At 60.9% G+C, this 17055-nt stretch carries 14 protein-coding genes; 7 read left to right on the top strand and 7 right to left on the bottom strand.

The annotated features are described in order from the left end of the window. Positions 1-29: 29 nt before the first annotated feature. A complete protein-coding gene (locus ACM6JQ_RS13980) occupies positions 30-1304 on the top strand; it encodes a glucarate dehydratase family protein (protein ID WP_414894023.1) in 1275 nt (424 codons plus the stop codon). 97 nt (positions 1305-1401) lie between these two features. Here the strand turns inward: ACM6JQ_RS13980 and ACM6JQ_RS13975 are convergent, their stop codons facing one another. Beyond that, on the bottom strand, positions 1402-2286 hold the full coding sequence (locus tag ACM6JQ_RS13975; protein WP_414894022.1) for a LysR substrate-binding domain-containing protein: 885 nt from the start codon (positions 2284-2286) through the stop codon (positions 1402-1404). Between the two features lie 157 nt (positions 2287-2443). Here ACM6JQ_RS13975 and ACM6JQ_RS13970 point away from each other — a divergent pair, with 157 nt between their 5' ends. After that, positions 2444-5470 carry an FAD-binding and (Fe-S)-binding domain-containing protein gene (locus ACM6JQ_RS13970; RefSeq protein ID WP_414894021.1) on the top strand — a complete coding sequence of 1009 codons (3027 nt, stop codon included), beginning with the start codon at positions 2444-2446 and terminating at the stop codon, positions 5468-5470. On the opposite strand, the gene ACM6JQ_RS13965 is transcribed toward ACM6JQ_RS13970, so the two are convergent. Beyond that, a complete protein-coding gene (locus ACM6JQ_RS13965) occupies positions 5403-6089 on the bottom strand; it encodes a paraquat-inducible protein A (protein WP_007910821.1) in 687 nt (228 codons plus the stop codon). The genes ACM6JQ_RS13970 and ACM6JQ_RS13965 overlap by 68 nt on opposite strands. Continuing rightward, on the bottom strand, positions 6086-6682 hold the full coding sequence (locus ACM6JQ_RS13960) for a paraquat-inducible protein A (protein WP_414894020.1): 597 nt from the start codon (positions 6680-6682) through the stop codon (positions 6086-6088). The genes ACM6JQ_RS13965 and ACM6JQ_RS13960 overlap by 4 nt, the downstream gene beginning before the upstream one ends. A 219-nt stretch (positions 6683-6901) precedes the next feature. Here ACM6JQ_RS13960 and ACM6JQ_RS13955 point away from each other — a divergent pair, with 219 nt between their 5' ends. Then, positions 6902-8071 (top strand): DUF1624 domain-containing protein, encoded by a 1170-nt coding sequence (locus ACM6JQ_RS13955; RefSeq protein WP_007910823.1) that lies wholly within the window; start codon positions 6902-6904, stop codon positions 8069-8071. Between the two features lie 3 nt (positions 8072-8074). On the opposite strand, the gene ACM6JQ_RS13950 is transcribed toward ACM6JQ_RS13955, so the two are convergent. Then, positions 8075-8965 (bottom strand): LysR family transcriptional regulator, encoded by an 891-nt coding sequence (locus ACM6JQ_RS13950; protein WP_414894019.1) that lies wholly within the window; start codon positions 8963-8965, stop codon positions 8075-8077. Between the two features lie 130 nt (positions 8966-9095). On the opposite strand from ACM6JQ_RS13950, the gene ACM6JQ_RS13945 reads away from it, so the two are divergent. Continuing rightward, complete coding sequence (locus ACM6JQ_RS13945; protein WP_123374965.1) at positions 9096-9926, top strand: oxidoreductase; 831 nt, start codon at positions 9096-9098, stop codon at positions 9924-9926. A 132-nt stretch (positions 9927-10058) separates the two neighbouring features. Beyond that, positions 10059-11603 carry an MFS transporter gene (locus ACM6JQ_RS13940; RefSeq protein ID WP_007910826.1) on the top strand — a complete coding sequence of 515 codons (1545 nt, stop codon included), beginning with the start codon at positions 10059-10061 and terminating at the stop codon, positions 11601-11603. A 249-nt stretch (positions 11604-11852) separates the two neighbouring features. Here the strand turns inward: ACM6JQ_RS13940 and ACM6JQ_RS13935 are convergent, their stop codons facing one another. After that, on the bottom strand, positions 11853-13244 hold the full coding sequence (locus tag ACM6JQ_RS13935; RefSeq protein ID WP_095111491.1) for an aldehyde dehydrogenase family protein: 1392 nt from the start codon (positions 13242-13244) through the stop codon (positions 11853-11855). 103 nt (positions 13245-13347) lie between these two features. Between ACM6JQ_RS13935 and ptrR the strand changes: the two genes are divergently transcribed. Further along, positions 13348-14226, top strand: coding sequence for a putrescine utilization regulator PtrR (gene ptrR / locus ACM6JQ_RS13930; protein WP_007910829.1), 879 nt, complete (start codon positions 13348-13350; stop codon positions 14224-14226). A gap of 27 nt (positions 14227-14253) precedes the next feature. Here the strand turns inward: ptrR and ACM6JQ_RS13925 are convergent, their stop codons facing one another. Further along, positions 14254-15819, bottom strand: a complete 1566-nt coding sequence (locus ACM6JQ_RS13925; protein WP_414894018.1) for an aldehyde dehydrogenase (NADP(+)) — start codon at positions 15817-15819, stop codon at positions 14254-14256. Then, a complete protein-coding gene (locus ACM6JQ_RS13920) occupies positions 15816-16454 on the bottom strand; it encodes an isochorismatase family cysteine hydrolase (protein WP_123374968.1) in 639 nt (212 codons plus the stop codon). The genes ACM6JQ_RS13925 and ACM6JQ_RS13920 overlap by 4 nt, the downstream gene beginning before the upstream one ends. A 98-nt stretch (positions 16455-16552) precedes the next feature. Between ACM6JQ_RS13920 and ACM6JQ_RS13915 the strand changes: the two genes are divergently transcribed. Continuing rightward, positions 16553-17050 (top strand): winged helix-turn-helix transcriptional regulator, encoded by a 498-nt coding sequence (locus ACM6JQ_RS13915; protein ID WP_007910834.1) that lies wholly within the window; start codon positions 16553-16555, stop codon positions 17048-17050. Positions 17051-17055: the final 5 nt, after the last annotated feature.

The raw sequence follows: 17055 nt of genomic DNA, 5'->3' as shown, positions 1-17055 counted from the left end.
TTGATTGTTGATCTGTCAGGAGCGTTATCTTGAAAATCACCCGAGTCACCGTGACCCCGATTGCCTTCCGTGATCCGCCGCTGCTCAACGCCAGCGGCATTCATGAACCCTTCGCCTTGCGCTCGATCATCGAGATCGAAAGCGACAACGGCTACATCGGCCTCGGCGAAAGTTATGGCGATGCCCCGGCGCTGGCGATCCAGCAGCAATTGCAGGCGCAACTGATCGGCCTCGACCCGTTCAATCTCAACCAGTTGCGCGCCATCGTCCAGGCGACCGTTGCCGCGAACAAACCTGCCAGTCTCGCCGGTGCCGAACTGGCCCCCGGTTCCCACGCCAGTAAAGCGGTGAGCAATGCCTATTCGGCGTTCGAAGTGGCTTTTCTCGATTTGCAGGCGCATTACCTGAATGTGCCGCTGGTGGACCTGCTCGGCGGCGCGATTCGCGATGAGGTACCGTTCAGCGCCTATCTGTTCTTCAAGTACGCGCAGCATGTCGATTCGCCCTATAAACCGGACAACTGGGGCGAAGCACTCAGCGAACAACAGATTGTTGCGCAAGCTGCGCGGATGATCGAGGCGTACGGCTTCAAGAGCATCAAGCTCAAGGCCGGTACGTTGCCGCCGGAGCATGAAGTGGCGTGCATCAAGGCGCTGAAAAAAGCCTTTCCCGGCTACCCGCTGCGCATCGATCCGAATGGCAACTGGTCACTGGAAACCTCGATTCGCATGGCCGAATTGCTCGGCGATGATCTGCAATATTACGAAGACCCGACCCCGGGCCTCGACGGCATGGCCGAACTGCACAAGCGCACTGGTCTGCCGCTGGCGACCAACATGGTGGTCACCGATTTCGCCGAGTTCCGTCGCAGCGTTGCGCAGAACAGCGTGCAGATCGTCCTTGCTGACCACCATTACTGGGGCGGCCTGCGCGACACGCAAACGCTGGCGAAGATGTGCGATGTATTCGGCGTTGGTGTGTCGATGCATTCCAATTCGCACCTGGGCATCAGCCTGATGGCGATGGCGCATGTCGCGGCGGCGGTGCCGAATCTGGATTACGCCTGTGACACCCATTACCCGTGGCAGGAACCGGACGAAGAAGTGATCAAGGGCGGCAAACTGCCGATTGTCGATGGCTGCGTGAAGATCACTCGGGCGCCGGGGCTTGGGCTGGAGCTGGACCATGATCAGTTGGGCAAGCTGCATGATCAGTACCTGACGTGCGGGATTCGCCAGCGTGATGATGTGCGGCAGATGCAGCGTTACAAGCCGGATTGGAAGGCGATCAAGCCGAGATTTTGAGGTGTCTGAATTGACGCCATCGCGAGCAGGCTCACTCCTACAGGGAAACGCATTCCAACTGTAGGAGTGAGCCTGCTCGCGATTGGCGTCCTCATGGTTACAACGTTTCTAGCAGCCAATCCCGAAACGCTTTCAGCGACGGCAAATTCTCATTGCGCGGCGGATACACCAGGTAATAGCTGCGTCGACTGGTAATCGGCTCACCCAGTTGCAGCAACTCACCGCTGAGCAACTCATCCTCAACCAGAATTCGCGGCACCAGCCCCACGCCAATATTGGCCCGCACCGCTTGAATCAAGTGCGAGGTCATTTCAAAACTCGGGCCGATGCGCATGCTGCGGTGCGGCAAGCCGTGATGACTGAACCACTCCGCCCAGGCCTGAGCATTGCTGCTGACATTGAGCAGCAGTTGCCCGGCGATGTGCTGTTGGGCGTCATCGCGTTCGGCGTCGGACAACTGCGCGCTGGCGATCACTACCAATTCTTCGGTATGCAGGGGCAGGGCGGTCAATCCCGGCCAGTCACCGCCGCCAACACAGATCGCCGCATCGATTTCGCTGGTATCGAAGTCAATCGTTGCGATACGCGAATGCAAATGCACGGTCATGCCCGGGTGCGCGGTGTAGAAATCCTTCAACCTTGGCAGCAACCATTTCGAGCCGAAGGTCGGCAGCGTCGCCAGGCGCAGACTGTGAATGCCAGAGCCAAACGCCATCGCCTGCAATGTCGCACTACGAATCTGCCCAAGCGCTTCGGCGAGTTCGCGCTGATACATCCGTCCGACATCGGTCAGTACCACTTGCCGGCCTTCGCGGCTGAACAAACGCATGCCGAGCATTTTCTCGAGAATCTGCACCTGACGGCTGACCGCACTCTGCGTCAGCGACAGTTCATGGGCGGCGCGGGTGTAGCTTTCGTGGCGCGCGGCGGCCTCGAAAGCCAGCAATAACGACATGGAAGGGGTGAGCGTGCGCGGATTCATTCGTAAAAGTCATCAATAGCGGGTCGAATTTACGGTTGTCCCGGCGTTCGCCAGCAATGAACATGGGCACCATGAGATGGCGGAGCCTGACGCAATCATTCGTTGCGTACAACTGTTCACCGCCACACGGCCCGATTTGACCGAGATAACCTGACCGATGATTGCCCAGCTGTCCCCCGCGAAAGTCCTGACCAGCGATTACCAACAGTTCCTCAACACCCTGAAGAACAGCGGCTTTCGCGGTGAAATCAGCGCCGATTACGCCAGCCGCGTGGTGCTGGCGACCGACAACTCGATCTATCAGCGCCTGCCGCAAGCCGCGGTGTTTCCGATGGATGCCGATGACGTGGCACGGGTCGCACGACTGATCGCCGAACCGGCGTACCAGCAAGTGGTGATCACCCCTCGCGGCGGTGGCACCGGCACCAACGGCCAATCGCTGACCGATGGCATCGTCGTCGACCTCTCGCGGCACATGAACCGCATCCTCGAAATCAATGTTGAGGAGCGCTGGGTGCGCGTGCAGGCCGGGGTGGTCAAGGATCAGCTCAACGCTGCGCTGAAATCCGCCGGGCTGTTTTTCGCCCCGGAACTGTCGACCTCCAACCGCGCCACCGTCGGCGGCATGATCAACACCGACGCCAGCGGTCAGGGCAGTTGCACCTACGGCAAGACCCGCGACCATGTGCTCGAACTCGATATGGTCCTGCGCGGTGGCGAGCGCCTGCACGGTTTGCCCCTTGAGGAAACTGAGCTTGAAGCGCTGTGTGCCCGCGACGATCGCGTCGGTGAAGTCTACCGCTGTGCCCGGCAAATCATTGATGAGCAGGGTGAACTGATCAAAGAGCGTTTCCCCGATCTCAACCGCTGCCTGACAGGTTATGACCTCGCGCACCTGCGTGAGGCGGATAACCGTTTCAACCTCAACAGCGTGCTGTGCGGTGCTGAAGGCTCGCTGGGGTTTGTCGTCGAGGCGCGGCTGAATGTGTTGCCGATCCCCAAACACACGATGTTGGTGAACATCCGCTACGCCGGGTTCATGGACGCGTTGCGCGACGCCCGCGCCTTGATGGCGCTCAAACCGTTGTCGATCGAAACCGTCGACTCGAAAGTCTTGCTGCTGGCGATGCAGGACATCGTCTGGCACGGCGTCGCCGAGTATTTCCCGGAAAGCGCCGAGCGCCCGACCCTGGGCATCAATCTGGTGGAGTTCTGCGGCGACGATCCGGAGGATTTGCAGCGCCGGGTCGAAGCATTCGTCGAACACTTGAGCAGCGACCGCACGGTTGAGCGTTTGGGCCACACGCTGGCGGTCGGCCACGCAGCGGTGAACAAGGTCTACGGCATGCGCAAACGTGCGGTAGGCCTGCTCGGCAACGTCGCCGGTGAAGCGCGCCCGCAACCGTTTGTCGAAGACACTGCGGTGCCACCGCAGCACCTGGCCGAGTACATCGCCGAGTTGCGCGACCTGCTCGATAGCCACGGTTTGCAGTACGGCATGTTCGGTCATGTCGATGCAGGCGTGCTGCACGTGCGGCCGATCCTCGACATGAAAGACCCGCAGCAAGCGGCGCTGGTGCGTCCGGTGTCCGATGGCGTCGCCGCGTTGACCCAACGTTACGGCGGCCTGCTGTGGGGCGAGCATGGCAAAGGCTTGCGCTCGGAATACGCGCCGGCATTTTTCGGTGAGCTGTATCCGGCCCTGCAAGCCTTGAAAGCCGCGTTCGACCCATTCAACCAGTTCAACCCGGGCAAAATTGCCACCCCGGCGAACACCGGCGCGGCGCTGCTGAAAATCGACGAAGTGACTTTGCGCGGTGAACTGGATCGGCAGATCGACGAAAAAGTCTGGCAGGACTACGGCGCCGCCATGCATTGCAATGGCAACGGCGCCTGCTACAACTTCGATCCCGATGACGCGATGTGCCCGTCGTGGAAAGCCACCCGTGAACGCGCGCAGTCGCCCAAGGGCCGCGCCTCGTTGATTCGCGAGTGGCTGCGTTTGCAGGGCGAGGCAGGTGTCGACGTGTTGTCCGATGCCATTCGCAAACCGGCGTTTTTCAGCACCTTGTGGCAGCGCTGGCGCAACAGCCGTGCGCAGGCCGAAGACTTCTCCCACGAAGTCTACGACGCCATGGCCGGCTGCCTGGCGTGCAAATCCTGCGCAGGGCAGTGCCCGGTGAAGGTCAATGTGCCGGAGTTTCGTTCGCGCTTTCTCGAGCTGTATCACAGCCGTTATCTGCGTCCGGCGCGCGATTATCTGATTGCTTCGCTGGAATACAGCATTCCGTACATGGCGCGGATTCCGGCGCTGTACAACGGCTTGATGGGCGCTTCATTTGTTCGCAGCAGCTTGGAACGGGTCGGCGGCATGATCGACGTGCCGTTGCTCAGTCGTTTTGATTTCCATGCGGCGATGCGCCGTTGGCAGGTGCAACCGGCGACGGTGTCGAGTCTGTCGGCGCTGACCGAGGCGCAACGCGAGCGCAGCGTGGTCATCGTGCAGGACGCCTTTACGCGCTACTTCGAAGCGCCACTGTTGGCCGATCTGGTCGAGCTGATTTCGCGCCTTGGCTATCAGGTGTATCTCGCACCGTTCAGCGCCAACGGCAAGCCATTGCATGTGCAGGGCTTCCTCTCGGCGTTCAACCGCGCGGCACTGCGCAATGCCCGACAGTTGCGCGAATTGGCCGATGTGGGCGTGCCGTTGTTGGGCCTCGATCCGGCGATGACGCTGGTGTATCGCCAGGAATACCTGAAAGTCCCCGGTATGCAGCAATGCCCGGAAGTGGCGCTGGTGCAGGAGTGGTTGCTCAAGGTGATGCCGGAGCAGGCGGCGCAGGATAAAACCGTAACGTTCCGACTGCTCGCCCATTGCACCGAGAAAACCAACGCCCCGGCCGCGACCCGTCAGTGGGAGCAGGTGTTCGAACGCGCTGGTTTGCAGCTGGCCACACAATCCACCGGTTGCTGCGGCATGTCCGGCACTTACGGCCACGAGGCGCGCAATCGCCAGACCTCGGCGGTGATCTACGAGCAGTCGTGGGCCCGTCAGGTCGACGCGCCGGCGGAGCAGGGCGAAGCACTGGCGACCGGTTATTCGTGCCGCAGTCAGGTCAAGCGCCAGTCGGATCAGGCACTGCGTCATCCGTTGCAGGTGTTGCTTGAGGTTCAGCGTCGCTGAGGGTGTCGCCCGTGTCCTTGTCCCAGATCAGGCGCGGATCGAAACTCATCGCCGCGAGCATGGTAAACACCACGACCAGGCCGAAAAACAGAATGCCCGGTCGTGGTTCGATATCGCCCAGCGCCTGAAACTTCACCAATGCTGCGACCAGCGCCACCACCAGCACGTCGAGCATCGACCAATAGCCGATCAGCTCGACGAAGCGGTACAGCTTCGAGCGCTCCTTGCGCGCCCAGGCGCTGTCGCGTTGCACGGTCATCAACAGCAGCGTGAGGGCGACGAACTTGACTCCCGGCACGGCGATACTGGCGATGAAAATGATCAGGGCGATGTCCCACGCGCCGTGCTCCCAGAACTCCAGCACGCCGCTCATGATCGTGCTGTCGGCGCCGCTGCCGAGCATGGTGGTGTTCATCACCGGCAGCAGATTGGCCGGCACGTAAAACGCCAGCGCCGCGAGCATGTAGGCCCAGGTGCGGGTCAGCGAGTTGGTCTTGCGTCGGTGCAGCGGCGCATCGCAACGCGGGCACTCGTGCGGCTCGTCAGTCATGTCGCAGGCCAGTCCGCAGCTGTGGCACAGGCACAGATTGAGTTCGCTGGCGGTCGGTGGCCGTTTCATAAAATGTCCCAGAGGTCGCGGATGTCGCGGCCGGCAATCCTGATCATCATCAAGCTCAGCACGGCCAGCGCGAACAGGCCGATGCCGGGCAACACGTCGAGCAATCCGGCCAGTTTGAACACCGCCACCATCGCCCCCAGCAGGCACACTTCGAGCATGCTCCACGGCCGCAGGGTTTCCAGCCAGCGCATGCATAGCTTGAAGCCCGGCGCGCGTCGGGAGGACAACGCGAAGCTCAGCACCCAGACCAGCAGCACCACTTGAAACGCCGGGGCAATGATGATCGAAATCGCCGCGACCATCGCCATGAAGGTGATCGGTCCCTGACTCAGCGCCAGCACCGAATCCCACAGCGTCGCACTGTTTTTCAGGCCTTTGAGGCTGATGCTCATCACCGGATAGAAGTTGGCGAACAGCCACAGCATCGCCGCCGTGAATGTCAGGGCCAAACGCTGTTCGACGCTCAGACCGTTGAAACGCTGGAGGACGCCGCCGCAGCGCACGCACAAGGTTTTCTGGTGTTTGGCCAGCACGGCTTTTTCGTACACGCAGTCGCAGTGCTCGCAAATGATCAGGTGTTCGGTGTTGACCATGGACAACGCTCGACAGCAGGCCGCAAGGGCAAGGGAGACCTGATCACTATAGAAGCCTGAGGCTATTGGGCAAATGGCGCGGCGCGATCAGCTGGGTTTTTTCCGAATATCGCGGTCGATCCGGGTTTGGATTTTGTTTTTTGATGTTATAAGGTAACGCAAATTTTAAGGGCTAGCCCTTGTGGCCCCTGTTGTTTTCCTTTCGATTGCGAAACGCTTATGACGATTGTGCTCCCTCGTTCTGCCCCATTGACCACTGGCCGGCTGCTGTCCATTGACGCCCTCAGAGGCTTGGTGATTCTGTTCATGCTGCTGGATCACGTGCGCGAAACCTTTTTGCTGCACCGCCAGGTCAGTGACCCGATGGACATTGCCAGCACCGAGCCGGCACTGTTTTTCAGCCGCACTCTGGCGCATCTGTGCGCGCCGGTGTTTGTCTTGCTGACCGGGTTGTCGGCGTGGTTGTTCGGTGAAAAGTACGCGGGCAAGGCCGATGTCAGTGCGTTTCTGTTCAAGCGCGGTCTGTTTCTGGTGGTGCTGGAATTCACGCTGGTGAACTTCGCATGGACGTTCCAGTTGCCGCCGAGCGTGATCTATCTGCAAGTGATCTGGGCGATCGGCTTGAGCATGATCGCCTTGTCGCTGCTGGTCTGGCTGCCGCGCTGGCTGTTGCTGACGTTGAGCCTGATGATCATTGCCGGGCACAACCTGCTCGACGCCGTGCATTTCCCCGTGGAGTCGGCGCTGCATGTGCCGTGGGCGATTTTGCATGATCGCGGCTGGATCGACGTCAGCGACAACCTGCGTTTGCGTACCTCCTATCCGTTGTTGCCATGGATCGGTGTGATCGGTCTCGGTTATGCACTGGGGCCGTGGTTTGCTCGCGGCGTTGAAGCGGGGTTTCGTCAACAGCATCTGCTGATTGCGGGTAGCGCCGGACTGCTGGGTTTTGTCGGGTTGCGGTTGATAAACGGTTATGGCGAGAAACCATGGGCCGTGGGTGACACGCTGCTGCAAACCCTGATGAGTTTTTTCAACATCACCAAGTACCCACCGTCGTTGCTGTTTATCGCACTGACGGTGAGCGTCGGGCTGTTGCTGCTACTGGCGTTCGAGCGGTTACAGGATCGTCGCTGGATTCGCTGGCTAACCGTTTTCGGTTCGGCACCGATGTTTTTCTACCTGCTGCATCTGTACGCGTTGAAGGTGTTGTACCTGATCGGCGTGGCCCTGTTCGGGCTGAATCAGGGCAGCTATTTCGGTTTTTCGTCCGTCTCGGCGATCTGGCTGGCGGCCGTTTTTCTGGCGATTGCGCTGTTCCCGGCGGTGCGCTGGTTCTCGGCGTTGAAGGCCCGTCGCCGCGACATCGCCTGGCTGAAGTACCTGTAAGCGCTAGTGCCGGTTGCGCACGAAGTCGATAAACGCCTTCAGCGCCGCCGGCACATGACGGCGGCTCGGGTAGTACAGGTGCAGACCTGGATAGTACGGGCACCAGTCAGCCAATACTTGCAGCAGCCGCCCGCTGGCCAGGTGTTCGCTGACCATGTCTTCGAACACATAAGCCAGACCAAGCCCTTGCAGCGCTGGCCCGACCATCAGGCTGACATCGCCGAGGGTCAGCGGGCCGTTGACTTCGATTTCCTGGGCAATGCCACCGCGCTCAAGCTCCCAGCGGTACATCGAACCGCTGGGGTAGCGGTGGCGGATGCACGGCAGTCCGTGCAGGTCCTCGGGTTTTTGCGGTGCCGCGTAGCGTTGGAAAAACGCCGGTGAGCCGACCACCACTGAACGCATTGTCGGGCCAATCGGCAGCGACACCATGTCGGCCTCCAGGCGATCGCCGAAGCGCACCCCGGCATCGAATCCATTGGCGACGATATCCAGCAGCGCATCGCTCTCGACCACTTCCAGACGAATGTCCGGATACACCTGCAAAAACTCACTGGCAATCGGCAGCAACACCAATTCGCAGGCTTGCCGCCCGCAGGTGATGCGCAAGTTACCCGAGGGTTTGTCGCGGAAATGGTTGAGGTCTTCCAGCGCATCGTCGATATCGCGAAAGGCCGGTTTCAATCGCGCGTACAGGCGCTCGCCAGCCTCGGTCAACGCCACGCTGCGGGTGGTGCGATTGAACAGACGCACGCCCAGGCGATTTTCCAGCGCCTTCACTGAATGGCTAAGAGCGGAGGGGCTCAGGCCGAGTTCGATGGCCGCTTTGCTGAAGTTCAGGTGCTGCGCGGTGCACAGGAAAACGCTGAGATCCGCCGCCGAAGGTGATTTCATCTGTGAATGCCTTTCACAAAGTCATGCAAAATTGTTGGGATTATCGCATCAGTAGCATGGCTTTAAAGTCGCTTCAACTTATCAAACAGGCCCGGCACCCATGTCAGGGTTTCTAACAGGAGAAGTTGTTATGCGTACCTGGTTCATTACTGGCGCTTCCCGTGGTTTTGGCATTCTCATCGCCGAGCAGGCCTTGCGTTCCGGTGACGCGGTCATCGCTACCGCGCGCAACCCGCAAGACATCACTGACCGCCTCGGCGAGCAACCGAACCTGCTGGCGGTGCGCCTCGACGTCACCCGCGAGGAAGAAGCGCACCAAGCGGTTGCTGAAGGAATCAAGCGTTTTGGCCGTATCGATGTGCTGATCAACAACGCCGGTTTTGGTGTGCTCGGCGCCGTCGAAGAAACCAGCGCCAGCGAGACCGAGCGCTTGTTCGCGACCAATGTGTTCGGCCTGCTCAACGTCACCCGCGCGGTGTTGCCGCATATGCGAGCGCAACGCAGTGGCCGGGTGATCAACATCTCGTCGATCGGCGGCTACCAGGCTTATATGGGCTGGGGCGTTTACGGCTCGACCAAATTTGCCGTCGAAGGCATCACCGAAGCGTTGCATCAGGAACTGGCGCCGCTGGGCATTCAAGCCACGGTGGTCGAGCCGGGTTTCTTTCGCACGGATTTCCTTGATGAGCAGTCCCTGATCAAAACCCGGCTTGAGCTGGCGGACTATGACGAAACCGTTGGCAAGATGCGTGCGTTCGCCGAGGCGGCCAACCATGCGCAACCGGGTGATCCGCAGAAGTTTGCCGAGGCGATGCTGGCGCTGGTCAATGCACCGACCCCGCCGCAACGCCTGGCGCTGGGCAGTGACACGGTGGCGCGGATCGAGGCGAAGAATCGGTTGGTGGCGCAGGAGTTGGCCGAGTGGAATGAGCTGGCGCTGTCTACCGATTTCGCTAACTGAACGCCGGAGCTGTGAGAGCGAGGCTGCTCGCTCTCATCTTTTTCGTGCGCAAACTTCGGTGGATTTTTCTGTGTATTTCGCGCCTTATTCGCTGCGCAGCGCAGCTTTGTGATTTCTCAAAGGATGGAACGAATGATTTCTATGACTCAGCCGCACGGAGCGCGCGACAAGTTGCTCATACTCGCGGCCGTGTGCCTCTCGGCTCTGGTCCTGCCCCTCAGTTTTACCGGCGGTGCGGTGGCGACACCGGCCATTGGTCGCGATCTGGGCGGCAGCCCGGTGGCGCTGACCTGGATCACCAACGCGTTCATGTTGACGTTCGGCAGTTTGCTGATGGCCGCCGGCGCATTGGCTGATGTTTACGGACGCAAACGCCTGTTCACCTTCGGCATGTTGCTGTTCACCGCTGCCTCGTTTGCGCAGAGTCTGGCGCCGTCGGTGTTCTGGCTGGATGTGTTGCGCGCCGTACAAGGTGTGGCTGGGGCGGCGGCGCTGGCCAGCGGTTCGGCGGCGTTGGCGCAAGAGTTCGAAGGGCATGCCCGGACTCGCGCGTACAGCGTGCTTGGCACGACGTTCGGCATTGGTCTGGCATTCGGGCCGTTGGTGGCGGGTGCGCTGATCGAGGCTTTCAACTGGCGGGCGATTTTTGTCTTTACGGCGTTGATCGGCATGATTGCGATGGTCTTCGGTCTGCCGCGCATGCGCGAAACCCGCGACCCCGATGCCAAGGGGCTGGACTGGCCGGGCACGCTGCTGTTCAGCGCAATGCTGGCGTTGTTCACGTTTGGCCTGATCCAGGCGCCGGACAGTGGTTGGGACAGTCCTTTGGTGATCACTTTATTAGGCGCTTCGGCGTTGTTGCTGGCAGCTTTTGTGATCGTCGAAACGCGTGTCGAACGGCCGATGCTCGATCTGACCCTGTTCCGTTATCCGCGATTCATTGGCGTGCAGATGCTGCCGATCGGCACGTGTTTCTGCTACATCGTGCTGGTGGTGATGTTGCCGCTGCGCTTCATCGGCGTTGAGGGCTTGAGCGAAATCGACGCCGGTCTGCTGTTGCTGGCGTTGTCCGCACCGATGCTGGTGGTGCCGATGCTGGCGGCCTCGTTGGCGCGTTTTGTTTCCGCTGGCATCTTGTCTGGCGCGGGGTTCCTGATTGCTGCCGTGGGCCTGCATTGGCTGAGTCTGTACAACGTCGGTGACGCGAAATTTGCGCTGGTGGTGCCGATGCTGCTGATCGGCATTGGCGCCGGTTTGCCGTGGGGGCTGATGGATGGTTTGTCGGTCAGCGTCGTGCCGAAAGAGCGCGCAGGCATGGCGGCGGGCATCTTCAGCACCGTGCGAGTGGCGGGTGAGGGGATTGCATTGGCGATTGTCGCGGCGATGCTGGCGTCATTGCTTCACGCTGATCTGTCGAGTGCCGTACACGCGGTGACAGGCAGTGCCGAGGCGTCGCTGATTGCCGAGACCGCGCACCGGGTGACCACGGGTGATATGGCGCATGCGATCAATACGGTTCCGGGGCTGGCCAACGGGCGTCTGGTGGAAGGGTATGCGTCAGCGTTCCAGTATCTGCTGCACATCCTGACGGTCATCACGTTGGTGTCGGCGGCGGTGGTGCTGGGGTTGTTGAGCAAGGATCGCAGCGTCACAGAGCCACAACAGGCTGCCGCATAAACCCAATGTGGGAGCGAGCCTGCTCGCGAAAGCAGACTATCAGTTGGCATAAATGTCGACTGATGCACCGCGATCGCTGGCAAGCCAGCTCCCACAGGGTTCCAGGGTGTCTGCAGCATCAGTGGTTACACCGCAGTCATTGTGGGAGCTGGCTTGCCAGCGATGGGGCCGGTGCATTCAACATCTTCATCGCTTGATGCACCGCTATCGCGAGCAGGCTCGCTCCCACAGGTTTTTCCGGTGTCTGGGTTATTTGCGATCCAGCCACACGGTCTGCGCGTTGCAGAATTCGCGCACGCCGAAGTGCGACAGTTCACGACCGAAGCCACTCTTCTTCACGCCGCCAAAGGTCACCCGTGGATCGCTGGCGGAGTAGCCGTTGATGAACACGCCGCCGGTGTCCAGTTCGCTGGTCAGTTGCTGCGCCAGTGCCACGTTGGCGGTGTAAATGGTTGCGGTCAGGCCGAACTCGCTGTCATTGGCCAGGGCCACAGCATGCGCGCAATCGCGGGCGGTGATGATCGAAGCGACCGGGCCGAACAGTTCCTGTTTGAACGAGGTCATGCGGTCGGTGACATCGGCCAGTACGGTCGGCTCGTAGTAGTTGCCCGGGCCTTCTGGCTTGCCGCCGCCGAGCAGCAAGGTGGCGCCTTCTTCCAGGGTGTCGCGCACTTGCTGGTCGAGTTCATCACGCAGGTCGAAACGCGCCATCGGGCCAATGTAGGTCTCGGCGGACAATGGATCGCCGACCTTCAACTTACGCGTAGCCTCGACGAACTTGCGGGTAAATTCCTCGACCACACCTTCTTCGATGATCAGGCGTTTTGCGGCGGCGCAAACCTGGCCGGAGTTCTGGTAGCGACCGATCACAGCGGCTTGCACTGCTTCATCCAGATCGGCGTCGTTGAGCACGATAAACGGATCGGAGCCGCCGAGTTCCAGCACGCATTTTTTCAATGCGGCACCGGCCTGAGCGCCGATGGCCATGCCGGCACGTACGCTGCCGGTCAGGGTCACGGCGGCAATGCGCGGGTCAGCGATGGCCGTGGAAACGCCTTCCGGAGTGACGTTGATCACCTCAAAAACACCTTCGGCGAAACCGGCGCGGGTGAAGGCATCGCGCAACAGATAGGCGCTGCCCATCACGTTCGGCGCATGTTTGAGCACGTAAGTGTTGCCAGCGATCAACGCCGGAACGGCACCGCGCAGCACTTGCCAGATCGGGAAGTTCCACGGCATGACCGCGAGGATCGGGCCGAGCGGACGGTACTCGATGCGCGCCTTGCCGCCTTCAACCTGGGTCGGCTCAGCGTCGAGCATCGCCGGGCCATTCTCGGCGTACCACTCGCAGAGCTTGGCGCATTTTTCGATTTCGCCACGGGCCTGAGCAATGGGCTTGCCCATTTCCTGGGTGATCATCGTCGCCATGGCATCGCTGGTTTCACGCAGCGCAGCGGCCAGCGCGGTCAACAAGCGCGAGCGATCCTGCAACGGCTTGCGCTTCCATTTGCCGAAGCCGAAAGCTGCGCGGGTCAGCGCGGCGTCGAGGGCGGCGGCGGATTCAAACGCGTAGTGGCCGATCTGCTCGCCGGTGGCGGGGTTGATCGAGATGGCGTGGGTCTGGCTGGAAATCTGGCTCATGGCTTCGTCCTGCATGTTCGTCGGATGAGCCTAGAGTAGGGTGGTGTTTGTTTTCTGGAAACTGAATAATAAAGATCGTTTCTTTCACGAATGGAGAATGACTATGGATCTGGTGCAGCTGGAAATCTTCAAAGCGGTTGCCGAGCACGGCAGCATCAGCGCCGCCGCGGCGCAGATCCATCGCGTGCCGTCGAACCTGACCACGCGGATCAAACAGCTTGAGCAGGATCTGGGTGTTGATCTGTTTATTCGCGAGAAAAGCCGTTTGCGTCTGTCGCCGGCGGGGTGGAGTTTTCTCGAATATGCACGGCGCATTCTCGATCTGGTGCAAGAGGCGCGGGCGACGGTGGCGGGGGAGGAACCGCAGGGCGCTTTTCCCTTGGGTTCGCTGGAAAGTACGGCGGCGGTGCGCATTCCCGAATTGCTGGCGGCGTACAATCAGTTGCACCCGAAAGTCGACCTCGACCTGTCCACTGGGCCGTCCGGCACAATGATCGACGGCGTGCTCTCCGGGCGCCTGGCCGCAGCGTTTGTCGACGGCCCGGTGCTGCATCCGACGCTGGAAGGCGTGCCGGCATTCGAAGAAGAGATGGTCATCATCGCCCCGATCAATCACGCCCCCGTCGAGCGCGCAGCGGACGTAAACGGCGAGAACATTTATGCCTTCCGTTCCAACTGCTCCTACCGTCACCACTTTGAAAAATGGTTCAGCACCGACGCGGCGGTCCCGGGCAAGATCTTCGAAATGGAGTCGTACCACGGCATGCTCGCTTGTGTCAGTGCGGGTGCCGGGCTCGCCTTGATGCCGCGCAAAATGCTCCAGAGCATGCCCGGCAGTGCGACCGTCAGCGTCTGGCCATTGGCGGCGGACTTTCGTTATCTGACCACCTGGCTGGTGTGGCGGCGGGGCACGGTGTCGCGCAGTTTGAGCATGTTTGTGCGCTTGCTGGAAGAGCGCGGGGTGGTGCGTGCAGATGCTTGATCGCAGCTGCCGCGCACCGGATCGCCGTTATTGCCCGTCGACGCTGCGCGGCAGATTCAGCGGATTCCCTTCGCGCAACACCTCTGGCAACAACTCATCGGGAAACCCCTGATACGCCACGGGCCGCAAGAAGCGCTCGATCGAGGTCATGCCGACCGACGTGAAGCGGCTGTCCGATGTAGCCGGAAACGGCCCGCCGTGTACGGTGGCGAAGGTCACCTCCTGTGGGTGGGCGAAGGCGTTGACTACGATGCGTCCGGTGCGCCGTTCGAGAATCGGCAGCAGGCGCCGCGCCACTTCCAGATCGATACTTTCAAGGTGAATCGCCGCGCTGAGCTGACCCTTGAACGAACGGGCGACGGCCAGCAGCTCGGCCTCATCGTTGACAGCAACCAATAGCGCCGACGGACCAAACACTTCGAGGGCCAACTCTGGTTCGGCGAGCAATTGGTGTCCCTCGATTTCCAGCAACGCAGCACGTCCGGCGAGCGTGGCATCCGCCGGTATGCCTGCCGCGATCACCTGCGCGCCGGCGTGCTCCATCGCCATCAGACCCTCGACGTAGGCACCATGAATGCCCGGCGTCAGCATCGTCCGCGCCGGCGCCTCACTGACCCGTTTACGCATGGCGTTGCGCAGTTGATCAAACCCCGCACCGCGGATGGCGATCAGGATCGACGGACACAAACAGGCCTGGCCGACGTTGACCAGCATGCGTTCGATAAAGCCATCACCGATCTCGGCGCCGCGAGCCGCCAGTGCCTCGGGCAGGATGAAGGTCGGGTTGACGCTGGTCATCTCGGTGAACACCGGGATCGGCTCGGGACGCAATTGCGCGCGGCGATAGAGCGCCATGCCACCCGGTTCGGAGCCAGTGAAGGTCACGGCTTTGATCAGCGGATGATCGACCAGCGCTTGGCCAATGGCATTGCCGCCACCGCGCACCATCGAGAAAACACCTTCGGGCAAGCCATGCGCCTGCACGGCTTTACGAATGGCGCGGGCCTGGATTTCCGAGGCACCGGGATGCGCGTTGTGTGCCTTGAGAATCACCGTTGCCCCGGCCGCCAGTGCCGACGCGGTATCGCCGCCCGCCACCGAATAGGAAATCGGGAAGTTGCTCGCGCCGAAAATCGCCACCGGGCCGATGGCGATTTTTTGCAGGCGATGATCCATCCGTGGGCGCGGCTGACGTTCGGGTTGCGCCGGGTCGATGGCCAATTGCAGAAAGCGGCCCCGGCGCACCACATCGGCGAACTGGCGGAACTGGGTCGCGGCTCGCAACGCTTCGCCCTCAAGCTGAGCTTCGGGCAGTCCGGTTTCCAGTGCCGCGCGTGCCGCCAGTTCGCTGCGTACTGCGTCGAGGTTGTCAGCGATGCTCTCGAGAAATGCCGCGCGTTCGGCCAACGAGGTATGGCTGTAGCGGTCGAACGCCGCCTCGGCGAGTGTTACTGCCTGATCAACCTGTTCCGCACCGCCGAAAGCGAAGTCCGGTTCGATCAAATGTTCAGTGGCCGGATTCAGGGCTTTCATCGTGCCTTCGGTGGCGGCGACATCCGCCGCGCCGATCAGCAAGTGGCCGGTCAGATTCATTGCGCTTCACCCTGGGCTTTGAGTCGAGCAATCAGTTCGTCCGTGCTGGCAATCACGTGCGCGAATGTCGGGCCGTTGAGTTCGTGGGCGGCATGCATCATTTCCGCTTTGAAGGCCGCCGTTGCATCGCGGACCAGGGTGACGTGGTAGCCCAGTTCCGAGGCATAGCGCGCGGTGGCTTCGATGCAGGTGTTGGCCAGCAAACCGACGATGATCACGTGGGTGACACCTTGCTGCTTCAGGCGAAAATCCAGGTCGGTGTTGGCAAAACCGCTGGAACCCCAGTGCTCCTGAACCACGATATCGCCGTCCTTCGGCGCAAAATCCGGGTGCCATTCACCGCCCCATTCGCCCCGGGCAAAATGATGCATGTGCATGATTTTGCATTGCGTGGGAGTCGGGTGATCCCAGTTTTCGTAGTCGCCTTTTTCCCAGCGGTGATGGGGTACGATGACCACCGGAATGTTCAGCTCGCGCACCGTGCGGTCGAGTTTGCGCAGGTTGTCGAGCAGGCCGTTCTGTTCAGCCATCGGTTTGATCAAAGGGAAAATCTTGCCGCCGTCCGATAGAAAATCGTTGTATGGATCGACCAGCAGATAGGCGGTTCTGTCCAGCGGGTAGGCGGTATTCGACATGGCGGCTTGCTCCGGCAATGGGATTATCGGTGCACAGGGCTTGTCCCGGCATCGTGTGGATATGATAATCATAGTAACTGTAAAAGAGGCAAGCCCTGATGGCAGTAAACGATAGTCTTCCCGACACGCTGTGCCCGATTTCCCGGGCCGAAACGATCGTCGGCGACCGCTGGACGGTGCTGGTTTTGCGCGAGTTGTTCATGGCCAATCATCGCTATGACGAGATTCAGGCGCAGACCGGCGGTACGCCGCAAATGGTCGCCGCGCGTCTGAAATGTCTGGAAGCGGATGGGCTGGTCGAGCGCCGCTTGTACAACGAGCGACCGAAACGCTACGAGTACCACCTCACCGCGAAGGGCGAGGCGTTCTATCCGGTGATCATTGCGTTGCGGGCGTGGGGAGAAACCTGGTGCAAAACACCGGAAGAGGGGCTTGCAGTGAACATGACCCACAAAAGCTGCAACCACAACGCCGGCCTCGGGCCGCTGTGCGAGCACTGCGGCGAACCGTTGCGTCGGGAGGATCTGATCAGCCAGCCACAAGCCGCCTACGCCGCCGAACGGCAGGCGCGGCGTGAGGCGTTCAAAAGCAAATAACCTCG

Source organism: Pseudomonas sp. IT-232MI5, from assembly GCF_949767845.1.
Lineage (GTDB): Bacteria > Pseudomonadota > Gammaproteobacteria > Pseudomonadales > Pseudomonadaceae > Aquipseudomonas.
Note: the sequence above shows the minus strand (reverse complement) of the source record. Positions and strands in the feature narration are given on the sequence as shown.

What these genes read in the sequence shown, in the direction of transcription:
- ACM6JQ_RS13965 (WP_007910821.1), bottom strand. Translation starts at nt 6,089, where the DNA reads ATGAAACGGCCACCGACCGCCAGCGAACTCAATCTGTGCCTGTGCCAC.
- ACM6JQ_RS13970 (WP_414894021.1), top strand. Translation starts at nt 2,444, where the DNA reads ATGATTGCCCAGCTGTCCCCCGCGAAAGTCCTGACCAGCGATTACCAA.
- ACM6JQ_RS13975 (WP_414894022.1), bottom strand. Translation starts at nt 2,286, where the DNA reads ATGAATCCGCGCACGCTCACCCCTTCCATGTCGTTATTGCTGGCTTTC.
- ACM6JQ_RS13935 (WP_095111491.1), bottom strand. Translation starts at nt 13,244, where the DNA reads ATGAGCCAGATTTCCAGCCAGACCCACGCCATCTCGATCAACCCCGCC.
- ACM6JQ_RS13940 (WP_007910826.1), top strand. Translation starts at nt 10,059, where the DNA reads ATGATTTCTATGACTCAGCCGCACGGAGCGCGCGACAAGTTGCTCATA.
- ACM6JQ_RS13955 (WP_007910823.1), top strand. Translation starts at nt 6,902, where the DNA reads ATGACGATTGTGCTCCCTCGTTCTGCCCCATTGACCACTGGCCGGCTG.
- ACM6JQ_RS13925 (WP_414894018.1), bottom strand. Translation starts at nt 15,819, where the DNA reads ATGAATCTGACCGGCCACTTGCTGATCGGCGCGGCGGATGTCGCCGCC.
- ACM6JQ_RS13960 (WP_414894020.1), bottom strand. Translation starts at nt 6,682, where the DNA reads ATGGTCAACACCGAACACCTGATCATTTGCGAGCACTGCGACTGCGTG.
- ptrR (WP_007910829.1), top strand. Translation starts at nt 13,348, where the DNA reads ATGGATCTGGTGCAGCTGGAAATCTTCAAAGCGGTTGCCGAGCACGGC.
- ACM6JQ_RS13915 (WP_007910834.1), top strand. Translation starts at nt 16,553, where the DNA reads ATGGCAGTAAACGATAGTCTTCCCGACACGCTGTGCCCGATTTCCCGG.
- ACM6JQ_RS13945 (WP_123374965.1), top strand. Translation starts at nt 9,096, where the DNA reads ATGCGTACCTGGTTCATTACTGGCGCTTCCCGTGGTTTTGGCATTCTC.
- ACM6JQ_RS13920 (WP_123374968.1), bottom strand. Translation starts at nt 16,454, where the DNA reads ATGTCGAATACCGCCTACCCGCTGGACAGAACCGCCTATCTGCTGGTC.
- ACM6JQ_RS13950 (WP_414894019.1), bottom strand. Translation starts at nt 8,965, where the DNA reads ATGAAATCACCTTCGGCGGCGGATCTCAGCGTTTTCCTGTGCACCGCG.